This window comes from Streptomyces sp. NPDC001889, from assembly GCF_053594535.1.
In genome coordinates, this window is record NZ_JBSFER010000027.1 from 68,291 (window position 1) to 88,461 (window position 20,171).

The window sequence follows — 20,171 nt, forward strand, 5'->3', positions numbered from 1 at the left end:
GTGCCGCCCGCCGGGTCAGCGACCGGTGCCGTCACCGGTGCCGTCCCCGCTGAGGGAGCCGTGGCCGCCGGGCGGTGCGCTCACCCACTGCGCCTCCAGGGCCATCGCCAGGTCCGCCGCGTCCCGGGGGTGCGCCAGCCGGCGGCCGGTGAGCGCTTCGAGCCGGCGCAGCCGGTTGAGGACGGTGTTGCGGTGGCAGTACAGCCGCTCGCCCGCCCGCCGGGTGGAGCCGCCGCACTCCAGCCAGGCCGCGAGGGTGGCCAGCAACTCGTCCCGCTCGGCGGGCCGCAGCGCCCGTACGGGACCGAGCACCCGGTCCGCGAAGTCCTCGGCCAGATCCGGCCTGGCCAGCGCGAACGCCCGCAGGGGCCGGTCGCCCACCGGGGTCAGCTCCCCGTCCGCCGGGCACGCGCCGAGCGCCAGCTCCGCCAGGCCGTGGGCCCGGCCCAGCTCCGCCAGGCCGCCCACCACCGTGCTGACACCCCCTCGGGTGTGCGCTCCCACCGGGATGAGCGCGCCCAGGCCGGCCAGCGGCCGGTCGCCGAGCAGCGCCACGACGGCCACCCCGTCCTCGCGCGGGCACCAGTACAGCTCGACGCCCTCGCGGAGTTCGCGCGCCGGGCCGGTGTCCCAGAGCCGCGCCCCGGGGCCGCGCAGCACGGCGACCGCGTACCGGCCGTACCGGGGCAGGCCCAGGGAGGCGGCGAACACCGGGAGGCGCGCGGGGTCGGCCTGCCCGCGCAACAGCGCCTCCAGCACCGGCCGGTGCCGCGGGCCGTCATCGGGCGGCGGCCCGGCAACCGCTCTGCGGTGGGCCTCGGCCACCAGCGCGGCATCCCCGTCCACCCGCCGCCAGACATCGTTGGCGGCGTACGCCATGGCCGCGACCCGCTCCGGGCACTCGCGCGCCACCCGCGCGACCAGCGCGTCCCACAGAACGGCCCCGGCGATGCGGTAGGCGTGCAGCAGCGCCTGGACCGGAGCGCCGTCCCGGCCGCGCCGTTCGCCGACCGCCCGGGCGTACTCGCCCGACTCCGCCGCCCTCTCCGGCGCGATGAGCCCGGCGACGAAGGAGTCCAGCGCGGTCAGCGCGGACCGCGCCAGATCGGGCGGGGAGAGCAGCGGATCGCCGTAGTACGCGACGGCCGCGCGCACCCGGCCCACCACACCCTCCGTGAACACGGGGAGATCCGGGCGCAGCAGCTCGGCCGCGTGCCGCAGCACCGGATCGACGGCCGCCCCGGACGGTCCGCCGGGTGCCCCGCCGCCGGGACTCCGGTGCGGATACGGCTCGGGGGCGCACGGTCCGCGCACGGTCACCTCCGCTGTCCGGGACGCCTGTTCACGTTAGAGGTGAATCACGTCATGGTCCACTGATGTGCTGAAAGACTGATCAGGACTTCCCTCTGAGAGGTGTTTCGGATTCACTTGTGCCGAGTTGACGCACCTTCGGGGAGGGGAGCCGCGATGCCGGCGCAGAGACCGGACGCAACGGACACGAGTGACAGCGGGGCCGCCGAAGAGGCGGCGGTGCCGGGCGGTGGCGCGGACGCGCCCTACGGCGAACTCGCCGAGTTCTACCGGCTGATCGACACCATCCTGGCCACCTGCCAGGACTTCCGCACGGCCCTGACACGGGTGGAGGACTCGCTCGTGGAGCTGCGGGCCGGCCGCCGCCCCGGACCACCGTCCGTGGTGCTCGGCGGCTCTGCCATGCACACGGCGTGGGCGGAGTTCTCCGCGGCCTTCCAGGCGCTCAACGGCGCCGTGACCCACGGGCGGGTGGAGGGCTACCGCGCCGCCGTCGACGACGGCGGCCTCACCCTCACCGAGCTGGCCCGGGTCGCCGGCCGCTCCCGCCAGCAGGTCACCCGGCTGGTCAACAAGGGCCGCGACTCCCACCGCGCCGGGCCGGGGCGCTCCGTCCCCGGCCGCTGACCGCCGCCCCGCCGCCCCGCCGCCGTCCGGCGAAGGCCCCGCCCGCCGGGTTCGGCGGGCGGGGCCGGTAGCGCGGTGCGGATCGGTGGCGCGGTGCGGGCCGGTGGCGCGGTGCGGGCCGGTCGCGCGGTGCGGGCCGGTGGCACGGTCCGGGCCGGTGATCAGAAGCCGGTGACCCCGGCGCCCGCCGCCGCCTCCCGCGCGTCATCGGGCAGCCGGGTGTCCAGCGGTGCCCGCTTCGCGCCCGGAGTCAGCCGGTTGAGCTCCCAGCCGCCGCGGTCCCTGGCGGTCGCCCGCAGATTCCAGGAGGAGGCCATCCCCGCGTACAGGAACCCCTTGTCCTCGAAGGGCAGGAAGACCCGCACACCGTGCTGCGAGCGGTTGCCGAAGCCGTTGAGCGTCTCGGCCACGGCCGGCTTCGCCGGGTCGTCCATCCGCCAGACGTCCCCGCCGCCGAGAGTGGCCTTCAGCGACGGACCCACCACCGACTCCAGACTCCGCTTCGCCGTCTGCGACAGGCCGTTGTTGACCGCGGTGAAGTGCGAGCCGGGCGTGATCAGCCCGGTGCCGTCGAACGTGGCCATGTACAGCCGGTCCTGGAAGACCGTGAAGGTCCAGGCGTAGGAGTTGCCGACATTGCCGTTGAAGCCCGACGGGCCGAACCTCGGCTTCTGCCCGAGCAGATTGGGCTTGGAGCTCCACCGCCTGGTGTTCGGGTTGTAGACCGGCAGCTTCTCCTCCCCGTACAGCAGGGTCGTGCGCTGCTTCTCCGAGCCCGGGTCGCTGATCCGGAAGACCGTGGCCGGCCGCGCGGCGGAGAGCATGTCGCGCTTGCGCAGCGCGTCGCCCTTGGGCTGCCCGTACGCCTTCCACATCGTCTGCACCGCGCCGACCGCGGCCTGGTTGTAGCTGCCGACGTACAGCTCGCCGCGCCACTCGGTGAGCGCGCCCCAGGCGACGCCCTTGCTGATCGCCGGGTCCGGGTCGTACTCGTCCCAGGAGAAGATCGGCTGCCAGGCCGCCGCGCCGTCGAAGGTGAGCCCCGACGCCGGGATCGGCGGGCTCATCCAGACCTTCGACGCGCCGCCGCTCACCGCGCCCCGCTCACCGGGCACCTGGGTGCCCCAGCCGGAGGCGACGAGACGGTCCTTGAAGGTGGTGAGATAGCCGGGGTCGTTCTCCAGCTGGGCGACGACATCGAAGGAGAACGGGTTCTCCTTGTCACCGGTCCAGCGCAGCACCCGGCCGCCGTTGACGCCCGGCGCGCGGCCCGCCAGATACAGGTTGCCGTCCGAGGCGACCACGCCGCCGCGCGCGCTGACCAGATCGGTGTACGCCTTGGAGCCCAGGAACTCGCCCGTGCTGCCCTCGAAGGCGAACATCGACAGGCTCTGGCCCACGGCCTGGCCCTCGTTCACCGTCTGCCCGAAGAGCAGGACGACGTCGTCGTGGGCGGCGGCGCCCCGCAGCCCCAGCGTCCGCTTGATCAGCGGGTCCGACGCCGGAGTGACGTCCTCGACCTTCTGGGTGTCGGCGTTGACGCGCAGTACCTGGGGCGTGCGGGCGTCACCGTAGATCTCGCCCAGCGCACCGGCGTTGGTGCCCTTGCCGAACTCGCACACGTCCGCGTTCCGCACCAGGTACGGAGTCGTGTCGCCGGAGTAGGTGGAGGAGGCGTTGCAGGTGATGTTGGAGAGGGTGCCGAAGTACGCGTGGTCACCGGAGCGCGCCGCACTCCACACATACGCGCCGTTGATCTTCGGCTGGAAGCCGGACGGGCAGACCCCGCCCCGCGGCAGCGGCCGCGGACCGCCGATGGACCTGAAGCACTCGTCCACCTGGGCCCGGGCCGTCCGCTGTGCGTCGAGGACCGGACCGCGGTGGGACGCGGCCGACGCGCGGTCGCGCTCCTGCGGCGCGGCCGGCGCGGCCGGCGCGGCCGAGGCGCCGGTCTGCGGCGCGACCAGCGCCGCGAGAAGGGCGGCCGTACTCGTGGCCAGCACCGCGAGACGGCGGTTGCGGGGCGGTCGGCCGGTTCTGGACAGTCTCATGTCAGGGGCACCTCTGTGTCGTCATCCGCTCACTGCCGGTACGTACCGAGCATCACGGCGCACGCCGGGGGTGCGTCAACGCCCACCGGCACCCCGGCGGTCCACGGGCCTGTGGTGATCGTCACGGTCCGGCCCGCCACGCCCCGGACGGCGCTTGACCTTGACGCGGCGGCAGGGTTTCTACTGAGGCCATGCGGATCGGAGAGATCGCCGCGCTCGTCGGGGTCACGACCCGGGCGATCCGGCACTACCACCATGTCGGGCTGCTCCCGGAGCCGGAGCGGCGCCCCAACGGATACCGGGCCTACAGCGTCCGCGACGCCGTCCTGCTGGCGCGGGTGCGCCGGCTCACCGAGCTGGGGCTCAGCCTCGACGAGGTCAGGGACGTCCTCGCGGACGACGCGGGGCGCGACCTGGCCGACGTACTGGAGGAGCTGGACACCGACCTCGCCCGGCAGGAGGCCGCGATCGGGGAGCGCAGGCGGCGGCTCGCGGCGCTGCTGGCCGCCGGCCCGGACGAGGCCGAAACGCTCTCCCCCGCGCTCGCCGCGCTCCTCGCGAAGGCACCGCCCACGGCCTCGCCCGCCGCCGCGAAGGACCGGGAGCATCTGACACTCCTCGACACCCTGGGCATCGACGGCCGGGAACTGTACGCGGTGCTCGGCCCGTTCGCCGCCGATCCCGCGCTGCTCGCGCTGTACGAACGGCTCGACGCGCTCGCCGACGCCCCGGTCGACGATCCGAGGATTCCGGCGCTGGCGGCCGAACTCGTGGCGGCCGTCCCGGACGAGGTGTTCGCCGCGATCCCCGCCGACGGGCGGGTCGTGGACGGATTCCGGGAGGCGCTGCTCGCGGAGTACGCCCCCGCGCAGGCGGAGGTCGTCCGCAGGCTCATGGCGGAGTTCCTGCGCCGGGGCCGGCGATGAGCGGCACCGGGTACGCGCGGGGCGCGCGGGCCGCCGTCCGCGCCGTCGTCCCCGTGCGGATACGCCGGCTGCTGGCGCACGAGGCGCGGGCCGCCGGCTCCCTCGCCCGGTGGGCGGCGCGCCGGACACACGGTGTACGCGCCGGGGACCACGCCGCCGGATACACCGGGCCGCAGACGGCACTCATGTACGGACTGGTCTTCGTCTCGGTGGTCGAGACGGTGGCGCTGGCGTATCTGATCCCCTGGCCCGTCGTCCACCGGGTGCTGCTCGTGCTCGACGTCTACGGCGTCCTGCTGTTGCTCGGCATGCACGCGGCCTGTGTCACCCGGCCGCACGTGGCGCGCCCCGACGGCTCCGTGCGCATCCGCTACGGCGCCCTCTTCGACCTCGACGTCCCGGCGGACGCGGTCGCCTCGGTCCGGGTCGACCGCCGCTACCCGCGGGGCAGGCTCGTGTCGCTGTCCGGCGAGGGCGTGCTCGACCTCATCGTGGCCGGCCAGACCACGGTGACCCTGGAACTCACCCGCCCCCTGGCCTTCACCCGCCCGCTCGGCGGCCGGGGAGAGGCACGCGTCATCCGCTTCCACGCCGACGACCCGGACGCGCTGGCCGGCGCCCTGCGCCGGTCCCGGCCCGCCCGAGACCCCCGAGACCCCCGAGACCCCCGAGACCCCCGAGACCCCCGAGGGAAGGACATTCGATGAACACCGGAACCGAGACCAACCGGGCCGTGCTGCGCACCGCCTTCGAACGGCTCCAGAGCGGCGACCTCGACGCCTGTGCCGAGCTGCTGACGGAGGACTTCACCGCCAGCCTCCCCGGAGTGCCGGACCCGCTGCGCGGACGGGAGGTCTGGCGGCTGGGGGCGCGGGCCATGCTGGAGGGCTTCCCCGACCTCCGGATCACCGTCGAGGACATGTTCGGCGCCCACGACAGGGTGGCGGTGCGCCTCCGCTTCCGCGGCACCCACCGGGGCACCTTCCAGGGCGTGGCCGCGACCCACCGGCCGGTCGGGTTCCGCAGTATCGAGCTCTACCGTTTCGAGGACGGCAGGATCGCGGAGGAGTGGGTGGCCCCGGACCTGATGGACCTCATGCGGCAGATCGCGCCGCCGCCCGGGCCCTGACGGGGCGTACCTCGCGCGTGCCGCCGGTGCGCGCCGCCGCTGCTTCAGCGGGCGCGGGCCCGGGCCCGGACGGCACACTCGGAGATTTCGGGCTTGTCGAGGTAGCGGTGCACATCGTGGGCGCGCAGGGTGCCGTTGTGCACCCTGGCGTCGGTGACACCGTCCGCGAGATCCGCGAGGCCCGTGCCCCGGCTCACCACGTCCCGGGGGGCGTAGAGATTGGTCCACCGGACCCCGTCCGGCACCGAGAGCGGGCCGCCCGCGGCGTGGACGCCCTCGCGGACCGCGAGCCACCGCAGCGGGGAGCCGCAGGTCACCAGGGTGGTCACGGTGGGCGCTCCCCGGCGGTCCACGGGCACCTCGCCCCGGCTGAGCATGTCGTAGAAGATCACGCTGCCGAGGGAGTGCGCGATGACCATCGCCGTGTCGTCGCGCAGCAGCGCCTCCCGCACCGTCGCGCGGACGGCCGCTCCGACGCCCGGCTCCCGCAGATAGGTGTGGGCCTCGCGGACGATCCACAGCAGACGGCCGGTCACCCCCTTGCCCTCCACGCGGTTCACGGCCCTGGCCCGCCGCCGGATGCGCGGGGTGAGCCGGTCCTCCTCGCCGAGGGTCCCGGCCGACGCGAGCCGGTCCTCCCCACCGTCGGCCAGGGCCCCGGCCTCGGCCACGAGGGCCGAGGGGGAGTAGGCGGCCAGCGCCTCCAGGATGAAGGTCTCCTCCTCCTCGCCCACCGGACCCGTCTCCGTCTCCTCCGGTTCATCCGGCCCCAGCCGGATGAACCGGGTACGCGTCCTCGGGAAGACACCCTGGTAGGAGGGGACGGTCACCGCCACCCCCGCCGGGCCGGACCAGAGCGGTCCGCCCGGCGGCTCCGGCGCCGACGCGAGCGTGGTCCGCCAGGCGTCGCTGAGCATCTCGGTGGTCGCACCGGCGCCCTGCCTGATCCCGTGCACCCCCACGATGTGCAGACCGCGCATGCGCTCCCTCTCCGTCCGGCCGGCGTCCGGCCCCCGATCCTAGGTCGTCTCTTCCGGATCGTGCCGGGCTCGCGAGCCCCGGCACCGCGCCCCGCCGCGTTGTCGTCGGTCGCCGGCGCTCCGCGTGGGCTCCCTCCTCCGCCTCGCGATCCACGGCACCGGACCCCGCTCACCGGTCCGGCCCGATCCGAAAGAAACTCCCCAGCCGCCCGCCCGCCTGCCGCTTCCGTGCCCAACCACGCCCCGTACGAAGGTGGTTAGGCTGTGTCCGCCGCCCGACCGTGCGGCGCACTCACCGGGGGGCCGGCGGTTGAACGGTGCGGACACCGAAGCTCTGGACGGCATCGCCCGGCGCCGGCTGGTCGTCGTCGCGCTCGACGAAGGCAAGGACGACGGCTTCCGCGAGGCGATCGACGGCCAGGTGGAGCGGATCACCGGCTGGCTGGCCGACCCCGCTCTCGGCCCGGACCGCCGGTTCGAGGTGGTGCGGGCCGATCCCGCTCCGACCACCGTCATGGAACTGCGGAGCTTCCTCATGGAGGTGGACCTGGCGGCGGCCGGATACCGGGACGCCGTGGTCGTCTACATCACCGGACACGGAGTCAGGGGCCAGTCCCCCCGGCACTATCTGACCCTTCCCGAGACGTGCCCGCACCGGCTGCTCTCCACCGCGTTCCCGACGAGCGAGCTGATCACCCCGGTGCTGGACAGCGCGTCCGAGCATGTGCTGGTCCTGGTCGACTCGTGCCACTCGGGCATCCTCCGCGCCGAGCTGGCCCAGCTCCTGCTGGACCTGTCCGATGAGCGCTACGGCCACGGCGGCGCCGCCGTGGTGACCGCGGGCCACCACCACGAGCGCCCCCTCGTGGGGTCCTTCACCCGGCGGATCACGCTGGCCCTGGAGCGGATGCGGGAGGAGCCGGCCGGCTACACCGCGTCCCATCTGTCCTTCGGGGAGTGGGAGCAGCTGCTGCACCAGGTCGGACTGGACGACGACGGAGAGGAGGAGGACCTGGTCTCCGCCGAGTGGATCATGCCCCACGCCCGCCGCCACCGGCCGAGCGCCTGTCTGCCCAACCCCGCCCATGTGCCGTCCGTCTCCCTCGTCGACGAGGCGCGCCGCGCTCTCGGCTGGACCCGGGCCGAACTCGACCAGTACTGGGTGTCGCGCGCCGCCGGAGCGCCGGCGACCGGGAACGGGCTCTGGTACTTCACCGGCCGGTCCGCGCTCGTCGGCCGTGTGCGGCGGTTTCTGACCGCCGGGGAGGGGACGCTGATCGTCACCGGGACCGCCGGCTCCGGGAAGTCCGCCCTGCTGGCCCGGCTGGTCACCCTCAGCGATCCCCGGTTCCGCGCCGATCCCCGGTACCGCCCGGTGGCGGACGCCGTGCCGGAGGAACTCCGGTTGCCCATCGGGTCGGTCACCGCCGCCGTACTCGCCCGCGGCGCGTCCGCCACCGAGCTGACGGCGTCGCTGTACACGGCCCTCACCGGCTCCCCGCCGCCGCCGCGACCGGGCACCGACCCGCTCGACCGGGTGGCGTCGGCCGTGCACAGCCTCTCCGGTCCCGGCACCGGCCCCGTCACCGTGGTCGTCGACGGGATCGACGAGGCGAAGGAGCCCGACCGGATCATCACCGATCTCCTCCAGCCGCTCGCGGCCCTGCGCCGCGCCGCCGACGGCCGCCCCGCCGTACGGCTGCTGCTCGGCATCCGCAGCGGCCTGCCCGCCCCGGACGGCTCGGGCCCGCGCACCTCCGCCCCGTCCGACGAGCCCTCAGCGGACCTGCTCGATCTGCTGATCCGGGTCACGGGAGCGGGGACCCCGCTCCGCACGGACGGCGCCGGCACCGCCGCCGACATCGCGCTGTACGCCGAAGCGCTGCTGAAAGCCCAGTACGGAACGGCGGACGACGGCGCCGACGGCTTCCCCGGCCCGGGCCGCCGCTCCCACGGTCTGCGGCTGGAGGAGCTGGCCAGGGCCCTGGCCGAGACCGTGGCGCCCTCCTTCCTCGACGCCCGTATCGCGGTCGAGCAGCTCGGTGCGCACTGCTTCCTGACCGAGCTGCCGGACCCGGAGGACCCGGGGTGGCGCGCGAGCCTCTCCCAGGGCACGGAGGAGCTGCTGCGCCGGGATCTGGCGGACACCGCCGACGGCACCGGGGTGCCGGTACGGCATCTGGTGACCGTGCTCCGCTCCGTCGCCCTCTCCCGGGGCGCGGGCCTGCCCTGGGCGGACATCTGGCCGGCGGCCGTCGCCGCCCTGTCGGACACCCCGGTCGGGCGCGACACGGCCGGCGCCTGGATTCACCGGCTGAGGGAGAGCCGGCTCATGGGCTATCTCACGATGGCCGAGGAGGACGGCAGAAGGGTCTACCGGCTGACGCACGAACGCGTCGCGGAGCTGCTGCGCGACACCCCCCACCTGCTGGAGAGCGGCACGGCGCCCCCCGCCGGAGGAGCCCCCGGACCCGCCTCCGCCACCGGGGCCCACGCCCGGCTCGCCACCGCGTTCAGCTCCCTGCTGGACAGCGGGAGACTCCCGCCCCACCCCTATCTGCGCCGCCATCTGGTCGGGCACGCGGCGGCGGGCGGGGTCCTGAACGACCGGCTGGTCCCGCCGTGGTTCCTGCCCTGGGAGACCCAGGGCGATGTGCGCGGCGCCCTCGGCCTCCTGGCGGAGGACACCGACGGCACAGCGGGTCTCTCCGCCTGGGCGCGGGTCGAGCCCTGGCTGGCCGACGCCCCGCCCGTCTCGCGCGCCGACAGCCTCGCCCTCGCGGCCCGGGAGCCCTCCGGAGCCGTCCCGGCCGGCTCCGGCGGCGCCCACCGTCTCGTGCCCCGCCGGAAGGAGTTCGCCGTCCGGGGCAATGTCCTGACCGCGGTGGACTCGGAGATCCACGCGCTGGTGTGCTTCCGCCCCCCGGGCGGCCCTCCCCTGGTCGCCATCGGCGGCGCGGACGGCGTGGTGCGGGTACGCGATCTGAGCGCGGGCCGCCCGTACGGAGTACCGGTCGCGGGACCGCGCGGCTCGGCCGTGCGCGCCCTGGCGGTGGAGGACCGGGGGAATGGCTTCCCCCTGCTGCTCGTCGGATGCGAGGACGGGGCGTGGAGGTGCGACCCGCGCACCGGGGAGGTGCGAGAACTGCCCCCGGGTGTGCGGGACATCCGGGCGCTGGCCGTCGTCACGGGCCCGGGCGGTACGGCGTGGGGACCGGCCGTCGGCACGGGGGACGGCCTGAGTTTCCCGGGCCCGCCCGGCCGCCCGCGCGCCGGAGGTCCGCCCGAGGGCGCCGGGGACCGGGGCCGGGGGGAACCCGTCCGGGCGCTCTCCTTCCTGGAGGTCCCGGGCGGCCGCCGTCTGCTGGCCGTGGCACGGGCGGACCGGGCGGAGATCCTCGACGCCGGGTCGCTCGACCCCGTCGCCACGGTCCGCGAGCCGGCGGGCCGGAAGATCGGCGCACTCGCCCTCTGCCTCGGCCGGGACGGGCAACCCCTGCTCGCGACAGCGACAGCGGCAACAGCGGCGGCGGCGGGCGGCGTCCGGGTGTGGGACGCGTCGAGCGGCGAGGAACGGCCGTTCGCCGCCATTCCGCGACCGGCCGTCGTCCTGGTGCGGTACGACCGCCCCGGCCGGGGCGACCTGCTCGCCCTCGGCTGCGCGGACGGAGCCGTACAGCTGTGGAACCCCGAAACCGGTGAGGAGGTCCGGCGCTTCCCCGTCGGCCACACGGGGCGGGTGACGGCCCTGGCCGTGGTGCCCGGGGACGGGCCCGGCCCCGCGCTCGTCTCCGGCGCGCTCGACCGGTCCGTCCGGATCTGGAACCCCCGGGCGGCGGCGGGCGATCCGGAGCCGGCCGTCGTCCGCACCCGGCTCGTCCCGCTCTCCCGGACCTGGGGGCCGCACGCCCTGCTCGCGCTCGGCCCCGGGAACGAGCTGGCCACCTGGCCCCCCGGGCCGGGAGGGGGCGCCCGCGTGGAGGCCCGGGCGGAGGTGACCGCGTTCGCCGCGCACACCGGGCCCGGCGGCGAGTGGACCGCCGCGGTGGGACATCCGGACGGCACGGTCCGCCTCTGGCGGCCCGGGGACGGATGGCGGGAGACGGACATCTGGTGCGCGCCCTTCCACGCCACCGCGTTCGCCGTCCTCGACGACGGGTCCGGACACCCGGTGCTCGCCGTCGGCACGAGCGGCGGCTCGGTCGCGTACTGCGATCCGCGCGACGGAGCCGGGTGGGGCCGCCCCGGGCCCCGGGGCGGCGGTCCGGTCCACGCCCTGGTCTCCCTGCCCCCGGCCACCGGGCATCTGCTGGCCGTCGCCTCCGACGACGGGGTACGGCTGTGCCACCCGCGCCGGGCGCTGTGCGCCCCGCTCCCGGACGGGCCGGGTGCGGTCCGGTCACTCGCCGTCCTGCCCGGGGACGGACCCGGCGGCGCGACCCGGCTCGTCACCGGGGGCGCCGACGGCCGGATACGGCTCCGGCCGCTCGACGGCCCCGGGACGGAGAGGGCGCCGCTCGTCCTCGCGGGGCACGACGGCCCGGTGTCGGCCCTCGCGGTCCTCCCGCCCCGGCCCGGCACCGGCCGTCCTCCGCTGATCGTCAGCGCGGGGTCCCGCGACACCACCGTCCGCGTCTGGGACACGGCCGCGCACACCGAGGTGGCGCGCCTGGTCACCGGGGTGGGCGTCCACGGTCTGAGTGTCTTCGCGGCGGAGGACGGGCGGAGCGCCGGCGATGCCCCGGCCGATCCCGTGATCGTGTTCAGCGGACCCGCGGGCGCCGCGGCGGTGACCCTGGCCGGCGGGGACCGGCGCACGGCGGATGCCCCCGCCGTACGGCTCCACTAGGCTGGCCGCCCCCACTCCCGAACGCGCGTGGGGATGAACCGCGCAAGGGTTGGACCGAACGCACCTCCCCGCGCCCGCGGGGACGCACCCCTCAGCGAGCCCCCTGGATCAGACGGCCGACCGCCTCCCCGGCCCGCCGCCGGGCCCGCTCCCGCAGCCGCTCGCCCGGGTCGGAGGGCCGGGCGAAGTCCGGGGCCGGCCCGCCGGCCGCGAGCCGGTTGCACCGGGCGACCAGCCGGTGGAAACCGGCGAGCCCGTCCGGCTCCGCCGCCCCGGTCAGCCCGGCCAGCCGCTCCGTCCGCAGCCCCACGTGCTCCGCGACGGCGCCCACCAGCGAGGCCCGGACGGCTCCCCAGCCGGCGCCGAGCGCGGCCCGGTGGGCCTTGGCCACCTCGTCCCGGTGCAGCCGCTCGCCCCGGACGGTGTTGAGGGCCAGCGCGACATCGAAGAGACCCTGATGGGCCCGGTCGAAGCACCGCTCGCCGTCGGTGAACTCCGGGCAGTCGCAGCCGGTCAGCCGGGGCAGCACCGCGGCCGTCAGATGCTCCGGCCGGGCCCGGTAGGGTCTGTCGCCGGCCGAGGGCAGCGGCAGGCCCGCTCTCCCGGCCTCCGTGCGCCACCGCTCGCGGGCGTCCGCGAGCGCGGGGGAGGGGTGGTCGCCGAGACCGAAGGAGTCCATGCGGGCGGGGTTGGCCTCACCGAGCCGGCTCACCCCGGCGAGGAACGCGGCGACGAGCCGCGCCGCCCGCTCGTCCCCCGCCCCGAGGCTCACGGTGAGCATCGCGCGCTGCTCCTCCGGCAGCACCCGGTCCCACAGTTCGAGGAGAACGGAACCGCTCCCGAGCAGCTCGGCGGCGAGCGGATTCCAGGCCGGGGCGGCGGGCAGCGCCCCCCCGTCCGGCAGGTCCACGGTGCCCCAACACCACTTGTGCGCAAGAGGAGTTGGATTCTGTGAAGGGGGCATGGGGCCTCCGCCCGGCGTGCTAGCGTCCTGGCTCATCCCAGCAGGCAATCGCAAGGGTTGGCAGAGGTTCAGATGGCATTGGCGGAAAAGCGCCCGTCCCCGGAAGGGGGCTCCCGGCCCCGGTGGGACCCGCGCGGCAGCCCGTGCGTACCGGTGCGGACCTCGGCCGGCGGGACGCGGACCCTCAGCCTCACGGACGCCCTGCGGCTGGCCGACCCCGTGCCGGGCCCGGGCCCTGATCCCGATGCCGGTCCGGGTCCCGCCCCGCCCGCCGGCTCCGGAGAGTACGCGCTGGCCGTCTCGGGGGCGACCCCGGGGGAGACCGTGGCACTCCTCGAATACCTCCTCGCCATCTGCTACCGGTCCGGCTGCTGCCCCGGGTCCGACGCCGAGTGGCGCGTCTGGGTGCGCGACGCCCACCCCCTGACCCGGGCGGCCGACTGGCTCGCCCAGGAGCGCGACGAGCACTGGGACCTCTTCCACCCCACCGAACCACTCGGGCAGAACGCCCTCCTCGCCCCCTATCTCGACGAGCGCGGCGCGGGCCCGGCCCAGCTGGTCATCGAACACGCCGGTGACTACAACCAGTTCTTCGACCACCACCATCTCGAACACCCCGTCCCGCTCGCCGCCGACGCCGCGTTCCGCGCGATGCTGACCCAGCACGCCTACGGTCCCGGCGGCCGCGCCCGGATATCCGGGAAGGACACCCTCGGGCCCGCCCTCACCAACCTGGCCGCCGGACGGCTCGCGGGCCGCGTCCGGGTCCTCGCGCTCGGCACCTCCCTCGGGGACACCCTGCGGCTCAATCTGGCACCGACCGACAGCAGACCGGCCGGCGGAGCGGCGTCCGACCACTTCAACCGCACCTGGACGGTCTCCCCGCAGCCCCGCCGGGAGTTCCGGGCCAAACCTCCGGGGCGTCCGGTCGACGGCCCCGCCGATCTCCACACACTGCTGGGACGCTCCATCCTGATGCGCCCGGCCGTCACCGCCGGCGGCGAGCCGGTCCTCGCCGGGAACGGGCAGCCGGCGGTCGACCGGGTCCTGCTGGCGGCGGGAGAGCTGCTGGCGCCGCTGCCCGGCCACTGGACGCAGGACGCCGTCTTCACCACCACGTCGACGGGCACGCGGAAGCCCCTGTGGCCCTCGCCGTCCAAGGCGCTCTGGCGCGAGGCCCACGCCCTCTACGCGGCCGTCGCCGACCGGGACCCGGTGGGCCCCCGCACCGGGCTCTGGGACCGTCTCGCCGAGATGCCGCACCGGCCGGTCCAGCTCTGGGCGGTGGGGCTGCTCGCCAAGCAGACCACCGCCATCAGCTGGGTCGCCGACACCTTCCCCTTCATCCCCGGGCGCGAGGCCCATCTCCGCCAGGCCGCCGAACGGGGCTCCCTGATCGCCGACCACCTCGCGGCCTGTCTGTACAGGGCCGCCCGCGCCGCGTGGAAGGTGACGTACCCCCGTTCCAAACCCGCCGACGAGAAGGACCAGATCGCCCGCTTCGACGCCCGGCCCGAGCACTGGGCGCACACGGCGGAGCCGTTCCACGCGCTTCTCGACGACACGGCCACCGCCGGTGGCGAGGCCCGGGTGCACACGGCGCTCCGGGTGTACGCCGCCACGCTCGCGCTCGCGGCCGACCGCTTTCTCCACCACCGCCTGGAGTCCCTTCCCGCCAACTCGCGCGGCTTCCGGGCCCGCAGCGCGGCCCTCGGGGCCCTGCGGGCCGGGCTCACGGCGCCCGGAGCGCCGGACGAGCTGAAGGAGGAACCCGCATGACCATCCCCTCGGAACCGCCCGGGGAGCGGCCCGGCCCGGACTCCGGCCCCAGCCCTGTGTCCGGCCCCGGCACCGGCCCCCTGCCCGTCTCCGGCACCGGCCCCCTGCCCGTCTCCGGCACCGGCTCCGCGTCCGGCCGCCGGCTCACGGCCTGGCTCGCCGGTCTGGTCCGGGCACGCGAGTACGGAACGCTCGCCGAGCTGCGCCGCCCCACCCTGAGCGAGAACGCCCACATCCGCGCCGGCTGGCTCGACGAATCCCGCCGCGAGGTGTTCGAGCAGGTCGCCTTCCTCTTCGCCGTCTACCACCGGGGGGCGTCCAGCCCCTCCTACGGATGGGGGAGCCTCGGCACCGCGGCCCGCGCGATCGGCACCGGCGCGCGGCGCGGCCCGGCCGATCCCGGGGCACAGCGGCTGATGGACCGTGTCGTCGCGAGCCGCCGGCCGCCCCTGCGCCACCTCCAGCACACCATCGCCCGGCTGCGCTCCTGCGACAGACCGCCGCCCTCATGGGCCGGGCTCGCCGACGATCTCGCCCGCTGGGGCGAGCGCGACGCCCGTATCCGCTACCACTGGGCCGTCGACTTCCACGCGCCGCCCTCGCGCGGGGCCGGGCAGCGGCAGGCCACCCCGACGACCAGCGCGGCATCCGCGCCCACGGAGAGGTACGACACGACATGACCACCCACGTCGAGCCGGCCGGAGCGCAGTTCCTGTCGCTGCACCTCCTGGAGACGGTCGTGGCGGTGCTGCCCGTCCGGGACGAGAACGGCGCCCCCAAGGCCATCGTCTACGGCGGTGTGGAGCGCCATATGATCACCAGCCAGGCGCGGCGGCGCGCCGAACGGATGTATCTGCGCGACCGGGCCAACTCCGGCAGGGGCCCGCTCGCCGGACAGACCATGGGAATCCGCACCAGGGAGTGGGCGCTCATCACCGCCCGTGCCCTGGAGGCCGGGCACGGCTGGCGGAGGGACGAGGCCGTCACCACGGCCCGTGCCGTACTGGAGGCGATCGGGCTCAAGTTCGGCGACCCGGAGAAGAAGACAGTTGCGAACCTGACCCGCGTACTCGTCTTCGCCCCGGCGGACGCGGGCACCAGGATCGCCGCCCTGCTCCACGGCGCGCGCGACACCGTGACCGAGTGGACCCGGGCGTACACCGCGGCCGGGGCGGCGGCCGGACCGGCCAGGGGCGGCCGGCGGACGGCGAGGACCGGGGAAACCCCCGCCGGGGACGGCACGGACAGCGGCACGGACGGTACCTTCCCGCCGCTGCCCAGGGAGATCCGCGCCGCCGTACTGACGGCACTCGCCCCCCGCGACGCGGTCGACATCGCGCTCTACGGCCGCTTCCTGGCCGAGATCGCCGACTCGCCGAACGTCGACGGAGCGATCCAGAGCAGCCACGCCTTCACCGTCCACGAGGCCGAGCACACGGACGACTTCTACGCCGCGGCCGACGACGCCAAGCTCGACCGCAGAAGCAACGCCCTGGACTATCTGGACGCCGCCGACGACGCGGGCGCCGGCATGACCGGATACCAGTCGCTCATCTCCGGCACCTTCTACCGGCACGCGGTCCTCGACCGCCGTGAACTGCGGGTCAACCTCCGCGCCGCGGGCATGTCCGAGGCGGAGGCGGAGACGGCGGCCGTCGCCGCCGAGTCGGAGTTCGTCCGCGCCTTCGTGGACGCCTTCCCCCGGGCCAAGAAGAACTCGACCGCCTCCACCGGGACCCTGCCCGCGCTGGTGCTGGCCTTCGAGGGCGATCGCCCCTTCAACTACGCGGCGGCGTTCCAGAAGCCCATCGACGAGGCGGCGGAGAGCGTCCCGGCCGGGGAGGCCGCCGTCCGCCGGCTGCTCCGGCACCACGAGTTCGTCCGGGGGCGCCGGGACGACATCTCCGCCGGCCGGCTCCTCACCTACGACCCCTCCGTCGACGCCGTCCTGCGGGAGCTGGGCGTCGACAGCGTCTCCTCCGTGGAGGGGCTCACCCCGTGACGGCGCACGTCCTGCTGATCCGGCTCGCCGCGCCGCTCCAGTCCTGGGGGACCGTGTCCCGCTTCTCCCGGCGCGACACCCACAGCCGGCCGACGAAATCCGGGGTCATCGGCCTGTGCGCCGCCGCGCTCGGCCGCGCCCGCACCGACTCCCTCGACGATCTCGCGTCGGCCCGGTTCGGCGTCCGCGCGGACCGGCCCGGCACCCCGGTCCGCGGCTACCACACCGTCGGCGGCGGCGGGTACCCGATCAGACCGCGCGACCTCATCACCGACCACCGCCGCGCCGCCGCGCTCTCCACCGCGCCGGCCGCGAGCGGCACGGGCGACGCCTTTGGGCACCATGGACTCGCCCAGTGGTACGGCGCGCCCAAGTACATCGGCGCCGACCCCTCATCCGGGACCCTGGTCTCCGCGCGGCCGGTCCGCGGAGCGCTCCTCACCGAGCGCTGGTATCTGGCCGATGCGGCGTTCGTCGCCGCCCTGGAGCACCCGGACCGCGATCTCCTCGCCGCTGTCGCCCATGCCCTGGAACACCCCCGGCGTCTGCTGTGGCTCGGCCGCAAGTCCTGTCCGCCATCGGGCGGCCTCGCCGGGCCGCTGACCGGCCGCACCATCGAGGAGGCCTTCGAGGGGACCGCGCTGCTCCCCTCCCACGACGGGAACGGAACCGGGCCCGCCGGCCGCCCCTGGGCCTGGATCGAACCCGGGCCGGGCGCCACGGCCGGGACACCCGTGCGGGACCAGCCCGTCTCCTTCGACCCGGAGCGGCGCTCCCACTCCGTCCGCTGGGAGACCCGCACCCGGGTCACGATCACCGACACCGCCGCCGAATGGGACATCATTCCGTGACCAGGACCGCCGCAGCCGCCCGCTTCGTCGCCACGCACAGCGTGCTGACCCTGGACGCCCGCCACCCCTACGCGGCCAAGTCGCTCATCGACGCCCAGGACATGCACCGGACCGTGATGAACGGCTTCCGGGGATGGGTCGACAACGGCAGCCGGGACGCCCGCGCCCAGATGGGCGTCCTGTCGACCTGGTCCGTGGATCTGCGGGCCGCCGTCCTCGTCCTCGTGGTGCAGTCACGGGTGCCGGGCGACTGGTCGGCCGTTCCCCGTGCCGCGCTCACCGGACGGCCGCGGGTCATCACGGTGGACCGCACCTTCCGGGCCGGCGACAGCCTGACCTTCCGTACCGTCGTCAATCCCACCCACAGCCGGCCGGTGAGCGGCGCGAACGGTGCCCGAGCCCGGGGCAAGCGGGTCGCCCACACCCGGCCCGACCACGTCAGGAACTGGTTCGCGCGCCGGCTCCAGGCCGACGGCGAACCCCGGAGCGCGCCCGATGGCCTCGTCCGTATCGGTGCGACGGCGGACCCCGAGGACCTCGGTGTCCGCATGCTTCCCGCGGTCACGAGCCCCGCACCCCACCAGGGGCTGCTCATCGCCCGTGCCGAGATCCGCGGCACCCTGACCGTCACCGACCCGGCCGCCCTGGTCGAGGCGCTGACCCACGGCATCGGCCACGCGCGCGCCTACGGGTGCGGTCTGCTGCTGACCCGCTGACCCGCCGGGCGGCCGGAACGGCATCGGACGAGCGGGAAAGCGGGAACGCGGGAGCCGCACCGGAGGAGGATCAGAAGGGCATACGGCGCCGGGCCCGGCGACCCGCCGAGCCGCTGCGGCCGACGGCACGGGAACTGCTGTGGAAGGGCTTGCTCAGCAGCCTGCCCAGAACGCCCGGCGCCTTGCCCCCGGCACGCGCCCCGAGGCCCAGGGAACGCTGGGTGCCGCGTTCGGGGTGGCGGGAGAAACGCGGGATGAAGAAGGCCAGCACGGCCAGGACCACACAGACGGCAATCACGGCGACGATTATCATGGGCTCTCCCTCAATTGATGTGATGCCCCACGGGTTCCCCGTCACGCCGCCCGCATGCGTTCCGTGACACCCGGAGCGCCGGGAGGGGATTGCCCGCGGGGCTTCTCACCAGGCGGGGGAGGGATTCACAGAAAACGGCGGATGGGGACCACCGCGGCCTCCCGCAGCCGCTGCGCCGCGGAACGCCGCCCCCAGCGGTCCCGGTCGATCATTTCGCTCACGCGCAGATCCTCGTCGAAGTGCCGATCGAGCGTGGCGGTGAATTCCTCGTCCAGGACGGTGAGCATGATTTCCTCGTCATGGTCCAGGGAGCGCCGGTTGACATTGGTGGAGCCGACCAGGGCGGCCACCCGGTCAACGGTAATGATCTTCGCGTGCATCATGGTCGGCTGATACTGGAAGACCTTCACTCCGCAGTCGAGAAGTTCCTGGTAGAAATTCTGTCCGCTCAACTGGCAGACCCTTTTGTCGGTATGGGGACCGGGCAGCAGAATCTCCACTTCGACGCCGCGCCGGGCCGCCGCGCAGAGCAGACCGATGAAATAGGCGTCCGGAGCGAAGTACGCGGTGGCCAGCCGGAGGCGTTCCTGGGCGGACTCGATCACCACCCGCAGCAGGGTCTGCATGTCCTGCCAGCCGAAACTGGCCGAACCCCGGACGACCTGCACCACCGCGTCGCCCTGAGTGCGGTGATCGGTGAAGCGGTCGCGGGTGTCGAAGAGGGTGTCGTGGCACTCCGCCCAGTTCTGGGCGAACGCGGCGGCGATGCCGTCCACGGCGGGGCCGCGCACCTGGACATGGGTGTCGCGCCACTCCGTCTCGTCGCGGGCGTCCCCGCACCACTCCTCGGCGATCCCCACACCGCCGGTGAACGCCGTCTCCTCGTCCACCACCAGCACCTTCCGGTGACAGCGGTGGTTCTGCTTGAGCGGGGAGAGATAGAGCGGCTTGCGGAACCACGCGATCTCGGCGCCGGCCCGTTCCATCAGATCGAGCAGATCCTTCTCGATGAGCCTGCTGCCGAATCCGTCGAGCAGCAGCCGTACCCGCACACCGGCGCGGGCCCGGTCGGCGAGCGCCTCGGCGAACTGGCGGGCGATCTCACCGCGCCAGTACACGAACGTCATCATGTCCACGGTGTGCTCGGCGCCCCGGATGCCCCGCAGCATCGCCGCGAAGATCTCGTCCCCGTTCCGCAGCGGCAGCAGTGCGTTCCCCTCGGTGGCGGCGATGCCGATCAGCCGCTCCAGACGGCGCCGCATTCTCTTTCCGCGCTCCGCCAGAACCAGATCCGGCGAGGTGGTTCCGGCGGGATGCTCCGATGTGTCGCGGGGGTTCGCCATGGCTCTCCTCGGCCGGTGAAGAGAGAGACCCCGGGCGTCCGGCACCGCCGAGGCGTGCCGACTGTACACACGCTCGGCGGTCAGGGGTAGCGCGGTCCCGGCGGCGGCAATCGTGACCTTCTCCCGGGAGCGGCGGGATGGTACCCGAATCCCCGTGCGTCCGTTTTCCGGGGTGGCGGGACCGAATATCCCGGCAATGGTCCGCGACCGAAAGGAAGCGGGAGGCAGGCCCCCTTTCCGGAGGGGCGGAACGCGGAGGCCCCGCGGTCCGGCGGGGGCGCCGAGACCCCGGCGGGGCGGTCGGCCGCGGCCCTGTCGGCGGCGGGTCGT

General features: G+C 75.0%; 16 protein-coding genes. 10 read left to right on the plus strand and 6 right to left on the minus strand.

Going from position 1 to position 20,171, the window contains the following annotated elements; translation table 11 throughout:
* Window positions 1–15: 15 nt before the first annotated feature.
* Window positions 16–1,314, minus strand: coding sequence for a PucR family transcriptional regulator (locus ACWCRA_RS28750; RefSeq protein ID WP_451068977.1), 1,299 nt, complete (start codon window positions 1,312–1,314; stop codon window positions 16–18).
* Between the two features lie 153 nt (window positions 1,315–1,467).
* Here ACWCRA_RS28750 and ACWCRA_RS28755 point away from each other — a divergent pair, with 153 nt between their 5' ends.
* On the plus strand, window positions 1,468–1,938 hold the full coding sequence (locus ACWCRA_RS28755) for a hypothetical protein (RefSeq protein ID WP_351551004.1): 471 nt from the start codon (window positions 1,468–1,470) through the stop codon (window positions 1,936–1,938).
* 161 nt (window positions 1,939–2,099) lie between these two features.
* Here the strand turns inward: ACWCRA_RS28755 and ACWCRA_RS28760 are convergent, their stop codons facing one another.
* Window positions 2,100–3,989 (minus strand): hypothetical protein, encoded by a 1,890-nt coding sequence (locus ACWCRA_RS28760; protein ID WP_451068978.1) that lies wholly within the window; start codon window positions 3,987–3,989, stop codon window positions 2,100–2,102.
* Between the two features lie 191 nt (window positions 3,990–4,180).
* Between ACWCRA_RS28760 and ACWCRA_RS28765 the strand changes: the two genes are divergently transcribed.
* Genes ACWCRA_RS28765 through ACWCRA_RS28775 form a run of 3 tightly spaced genes read left to right on the plus strand, consistent with a single transcriptional unit; the run spans window position 4,181 to window position 6,044 of the window.
* Window positions 4,181–4,915, plus strand: coding sequence for a MerR family transcriptional regulator (locus ACWCRA_RS28765; protein WP_451068979.1), 735 nt, complete (start codon window positions 4,181–4,183; stop codon window positions 4,913–4,915).
* Window positions 4,912–5,622, plus strand: a complete 711-nt coding sequence (locus tag ACWCRA_RS28770) for a hypothetical protein (protein ID WP_451068980.1) — start codon at window positions 4,912–4,914, stop codon at window positions 5,620–5,622. The genes ACWCRA_RS28765 and ACWCRA_RS28770 overlap by 4 nt, the downstream gene beginning before the upstream one ends.
* Window positions 5,619–6,044 (plus strand): ester cyclase, encoded by a 426-nt coding sequence (locus tag ACWCRA_RS28775; protein WP_351550994.1) that lies wholly within the window; start codon window positions 5,619–5,621, stop codon window positions 6,042–6,044. The genes ACWCRA_RS28770 and ACWCRA_RS28775 overlap by 4 nt, the downstream gene beginning before the upstream one ends.
* Window positions 6,045–6,088: 44 nt before the next feature.
* Here ACWCRA_RS28775 and ACWCRA_RS28780 read toward each other — a convergent pair whose 3' ends face one another.
* Window positions 6,089–7,024, minus strand: coding sequence for a hypothetical protein (locus ACWCRA_RS28780; protein WP_451068981.1), 936 nt, complete (start codon window positions 7,022–7,024; stop codon window positions 6,089–6,091).
* Window positions 7,025–7,334: 310 nt separating this feature from the next.
* Here ACWCRA_RS28780 and ACWCRA_RS28785 point away from each other — a divergent pair, with 310 nt between their 5' ends.
* Complete coding sequence (locus ACWCRA_RS28785) at window positions 7,335–11,873, plus strand: AAA family ATPase (RefSeq protein ID WP_451068982.1); 4,539 nt, start codon at window positions 7,335–7,337, stop codon at window positions 11,871–11,873.
* 91 nt (window positions 11,874–11,964) lie between these two features.
* Here ACWCRA_RS28785 and ACWCRA_RS28790 read toward each other — a convergent pair whose 3' ends face one another.
* Window positions 11,965–12,783: an HD domain-containing protein gene (locus ACWCRA_RS28790; RefSeq protein WP_451068983.1), complete on the minus strand. Its 819-nt coding sequence runs from the start codon at window positions 12,781–12,783 to the stop codon at window positions 11,965–11,967.
* Window positions 12,784–12,909: 126 nt separating this feature from the next.
* Here ACWCRA_RS28790 and ACWCRA_RS28795 point away from each other — a divergent pair, with 126 nt between their 5' ends.
* From ACWCRA_RS28795 to cas6e, 5 genes are read left to right on the plus strand one after another with little or no spacing between them, the layout of a single operon-like run.
* Window positions 12,910–14,616, plus strand: coding sequence for a type I-E CRISPR-associated protein Cse1/CasA (locus tag ACWCRA_RS28795; protein WP_351550982.1), 1,707 nt, complete (start codon window positions 12,910–12,912; stop codon window positions 14,614–14,616).
* Complete coding sequence (gene casB / locus ACWCRA_RS28800) at window positions 14,613–15,296, plus strand: type I-E CRISPR-associated protein Cse2/CasB (protein WP_451068984.1); 684 nt, start codon at window positions 14,613–14,615, stop codon at window positions 15,294–15,296. Before ACWCRA_RS28795 ends, casB begins: the two co-directional genes overlap by 4 nt.
* Window positions 15,293–16,618 carry a type I-E CRISPR-associated protein Cas7/Cse4/CasC gene (locus ACWCRA_RS28805; protein ID WP_451068985.1) on the plus strand — a complete coding sequence of 442 codons (1,326 nt, stop codon included), beginning with the start codon at window positions 15,293–15,295 and terminating at the stop codon, window positions 16,616–16,618. The genes casB and ACWCRA_RS28805 overlap by 4 nt, the downstream gene beginning before the upstream one ends.
* A complete protein-coding gene (gene cas5e, locus ACWCRA_RS28810; protein ID WP_451068986.1) occupies window positions 16,615–17,469 on the plus strand; it encodes a type I-E CRISPR-associated protein Cas5/CasD in 855 nt (284 codons plus the stop codon). Before ACWCRA_RS28805 ends, cas5e begins: the two co-directional genes overlap by 4 nt.
* Complete coding sequence (cas6e, locus tag ACWCRA_RS28815; protein ID WP_451068987.1) at window positions 17,466–18,185, plus strand: type I-E CRISPR-associated protein Cas6/Cse3/CasE; 720 nt, start codon at window positions 17,466–17,468, stop codon at window positions 18,183–18,185. The genes cas5e and cas6e overlap by 4 nt, the downstream gene beginning before the upstream one ends.
* 70 nt (window positions 18,186–18,255) lie before the next feature.
* On the opposite strand, the gene ACWCRA_RS28820 is transcribed toward cas6e, so the two are convergent.
* Together ACWCRA_RS28820 and ACWCRA_RS28825 are read right to left on the minus strand one after the other, a co-directional pair.
* Window positions 18,256–18,498, minus strand: coding sequence for a DUF6411 family protein (locus ACWCRA_RS28820; RefSeq protein WP_351550967.1), 243 nt, complete (start codon window positions 18,496–18,498; stop codon window positions 18,256–18,258).
* Between the two features lie 125 nt (window positions 18,499–18,623).
* A complete protein-coding gene (locus ACWCRA_RS28825) occupies window positions 18,624–19,841 on the minus strand; it encodes a phospholipase D-like domain-containing protein (RefSeq protein WP_351550964.1) in 1,218 nt (405 codons plus the stop codon).
* Window positions 19,842–20,171: the final 330 nt, after the last annotated feature.

Bases quoted from the DNA above. Each gene is read 5' to 3' on its own strand.
- ACWCRA_RS28820 (WP_351550967.1), bottom strand. From the start codon at position 18,498: ATGATAATCGTCGCCGTGATTGCCGTCTGTGTGGTCCTGGCCGTGCTG.
- ACWCRA_RS28805 (WP_451068985.1), top strand. From the start codon at position 15,293: ATGACCACCCACGTCGAGCCGGCCGGAGCGCAGTTCCTGTCGCTGCAC.
- ACWCRA_RS28755 (WP_351551004.1), top strand. From the start codon at position 1,468: ATGCCGGCGCAGAGACCGGACGCAACGGACACGAGTGACAGCGGGGCC.
- ACWCRA_RS28775 (WP_351550994.1), top strand. From the start codon at position 5,619: ATGAACACCGGAACCGAGACCAACCGGGCCGTGCTGCGCACCGCCTTC.
- casB (WP_451068984.1), top strand. From the start codon at position 14,613: ATGACCATCCCCTCGGAACCGCCCGGGGAGCGGCCCGGCCCGGACTCC.
- ACWCRA_RS28795 (WP_351550982.1), top strand. From the start codon at position 12,910: ATGGCATTGGCGGAAAAGCGCCCGTCCCCGGAAGGGGGCTCCCGGCCC.
- ACWCRA_RS28825 (WP_351550964.1), bottom strand. From the start codon at position 19,841: ATGGCGAACCCCCGCGACACATCGGAGCATCCCGCCGGAACCACCTCG.
- ACWCRA_RS28760 (WP_451068978.1), bottom strand. From the start codon at position 3,989: ATGAGACTGTCCAGAACCGGCCGACCGCCCCGCAACCGCCGTCTCGCG.
- ACWCRA_RS28770 (WP_451068980.1), top strand. From the start codon at position 4,912: ATGAGCGGCACCGGGTACGCGCGGGGCGCGCGGGCCGCCGTCCGCGCC.
- ACWCRA_RS28780 (WP_451068981.1), bottom strand. From the start codon at position 7,024: ATGCGCGGTCTGCACATCGTGGGGGTGCACGGGATCAGGCAGGGCGCC.
- ACWCRA_RS28765 (WP_451068979.1), top strand. From the start codon at position 4,181: ATGCGGATCGGAGAGATCGCCGCGCTCGTCGGGGTCACGACCCGGGCG.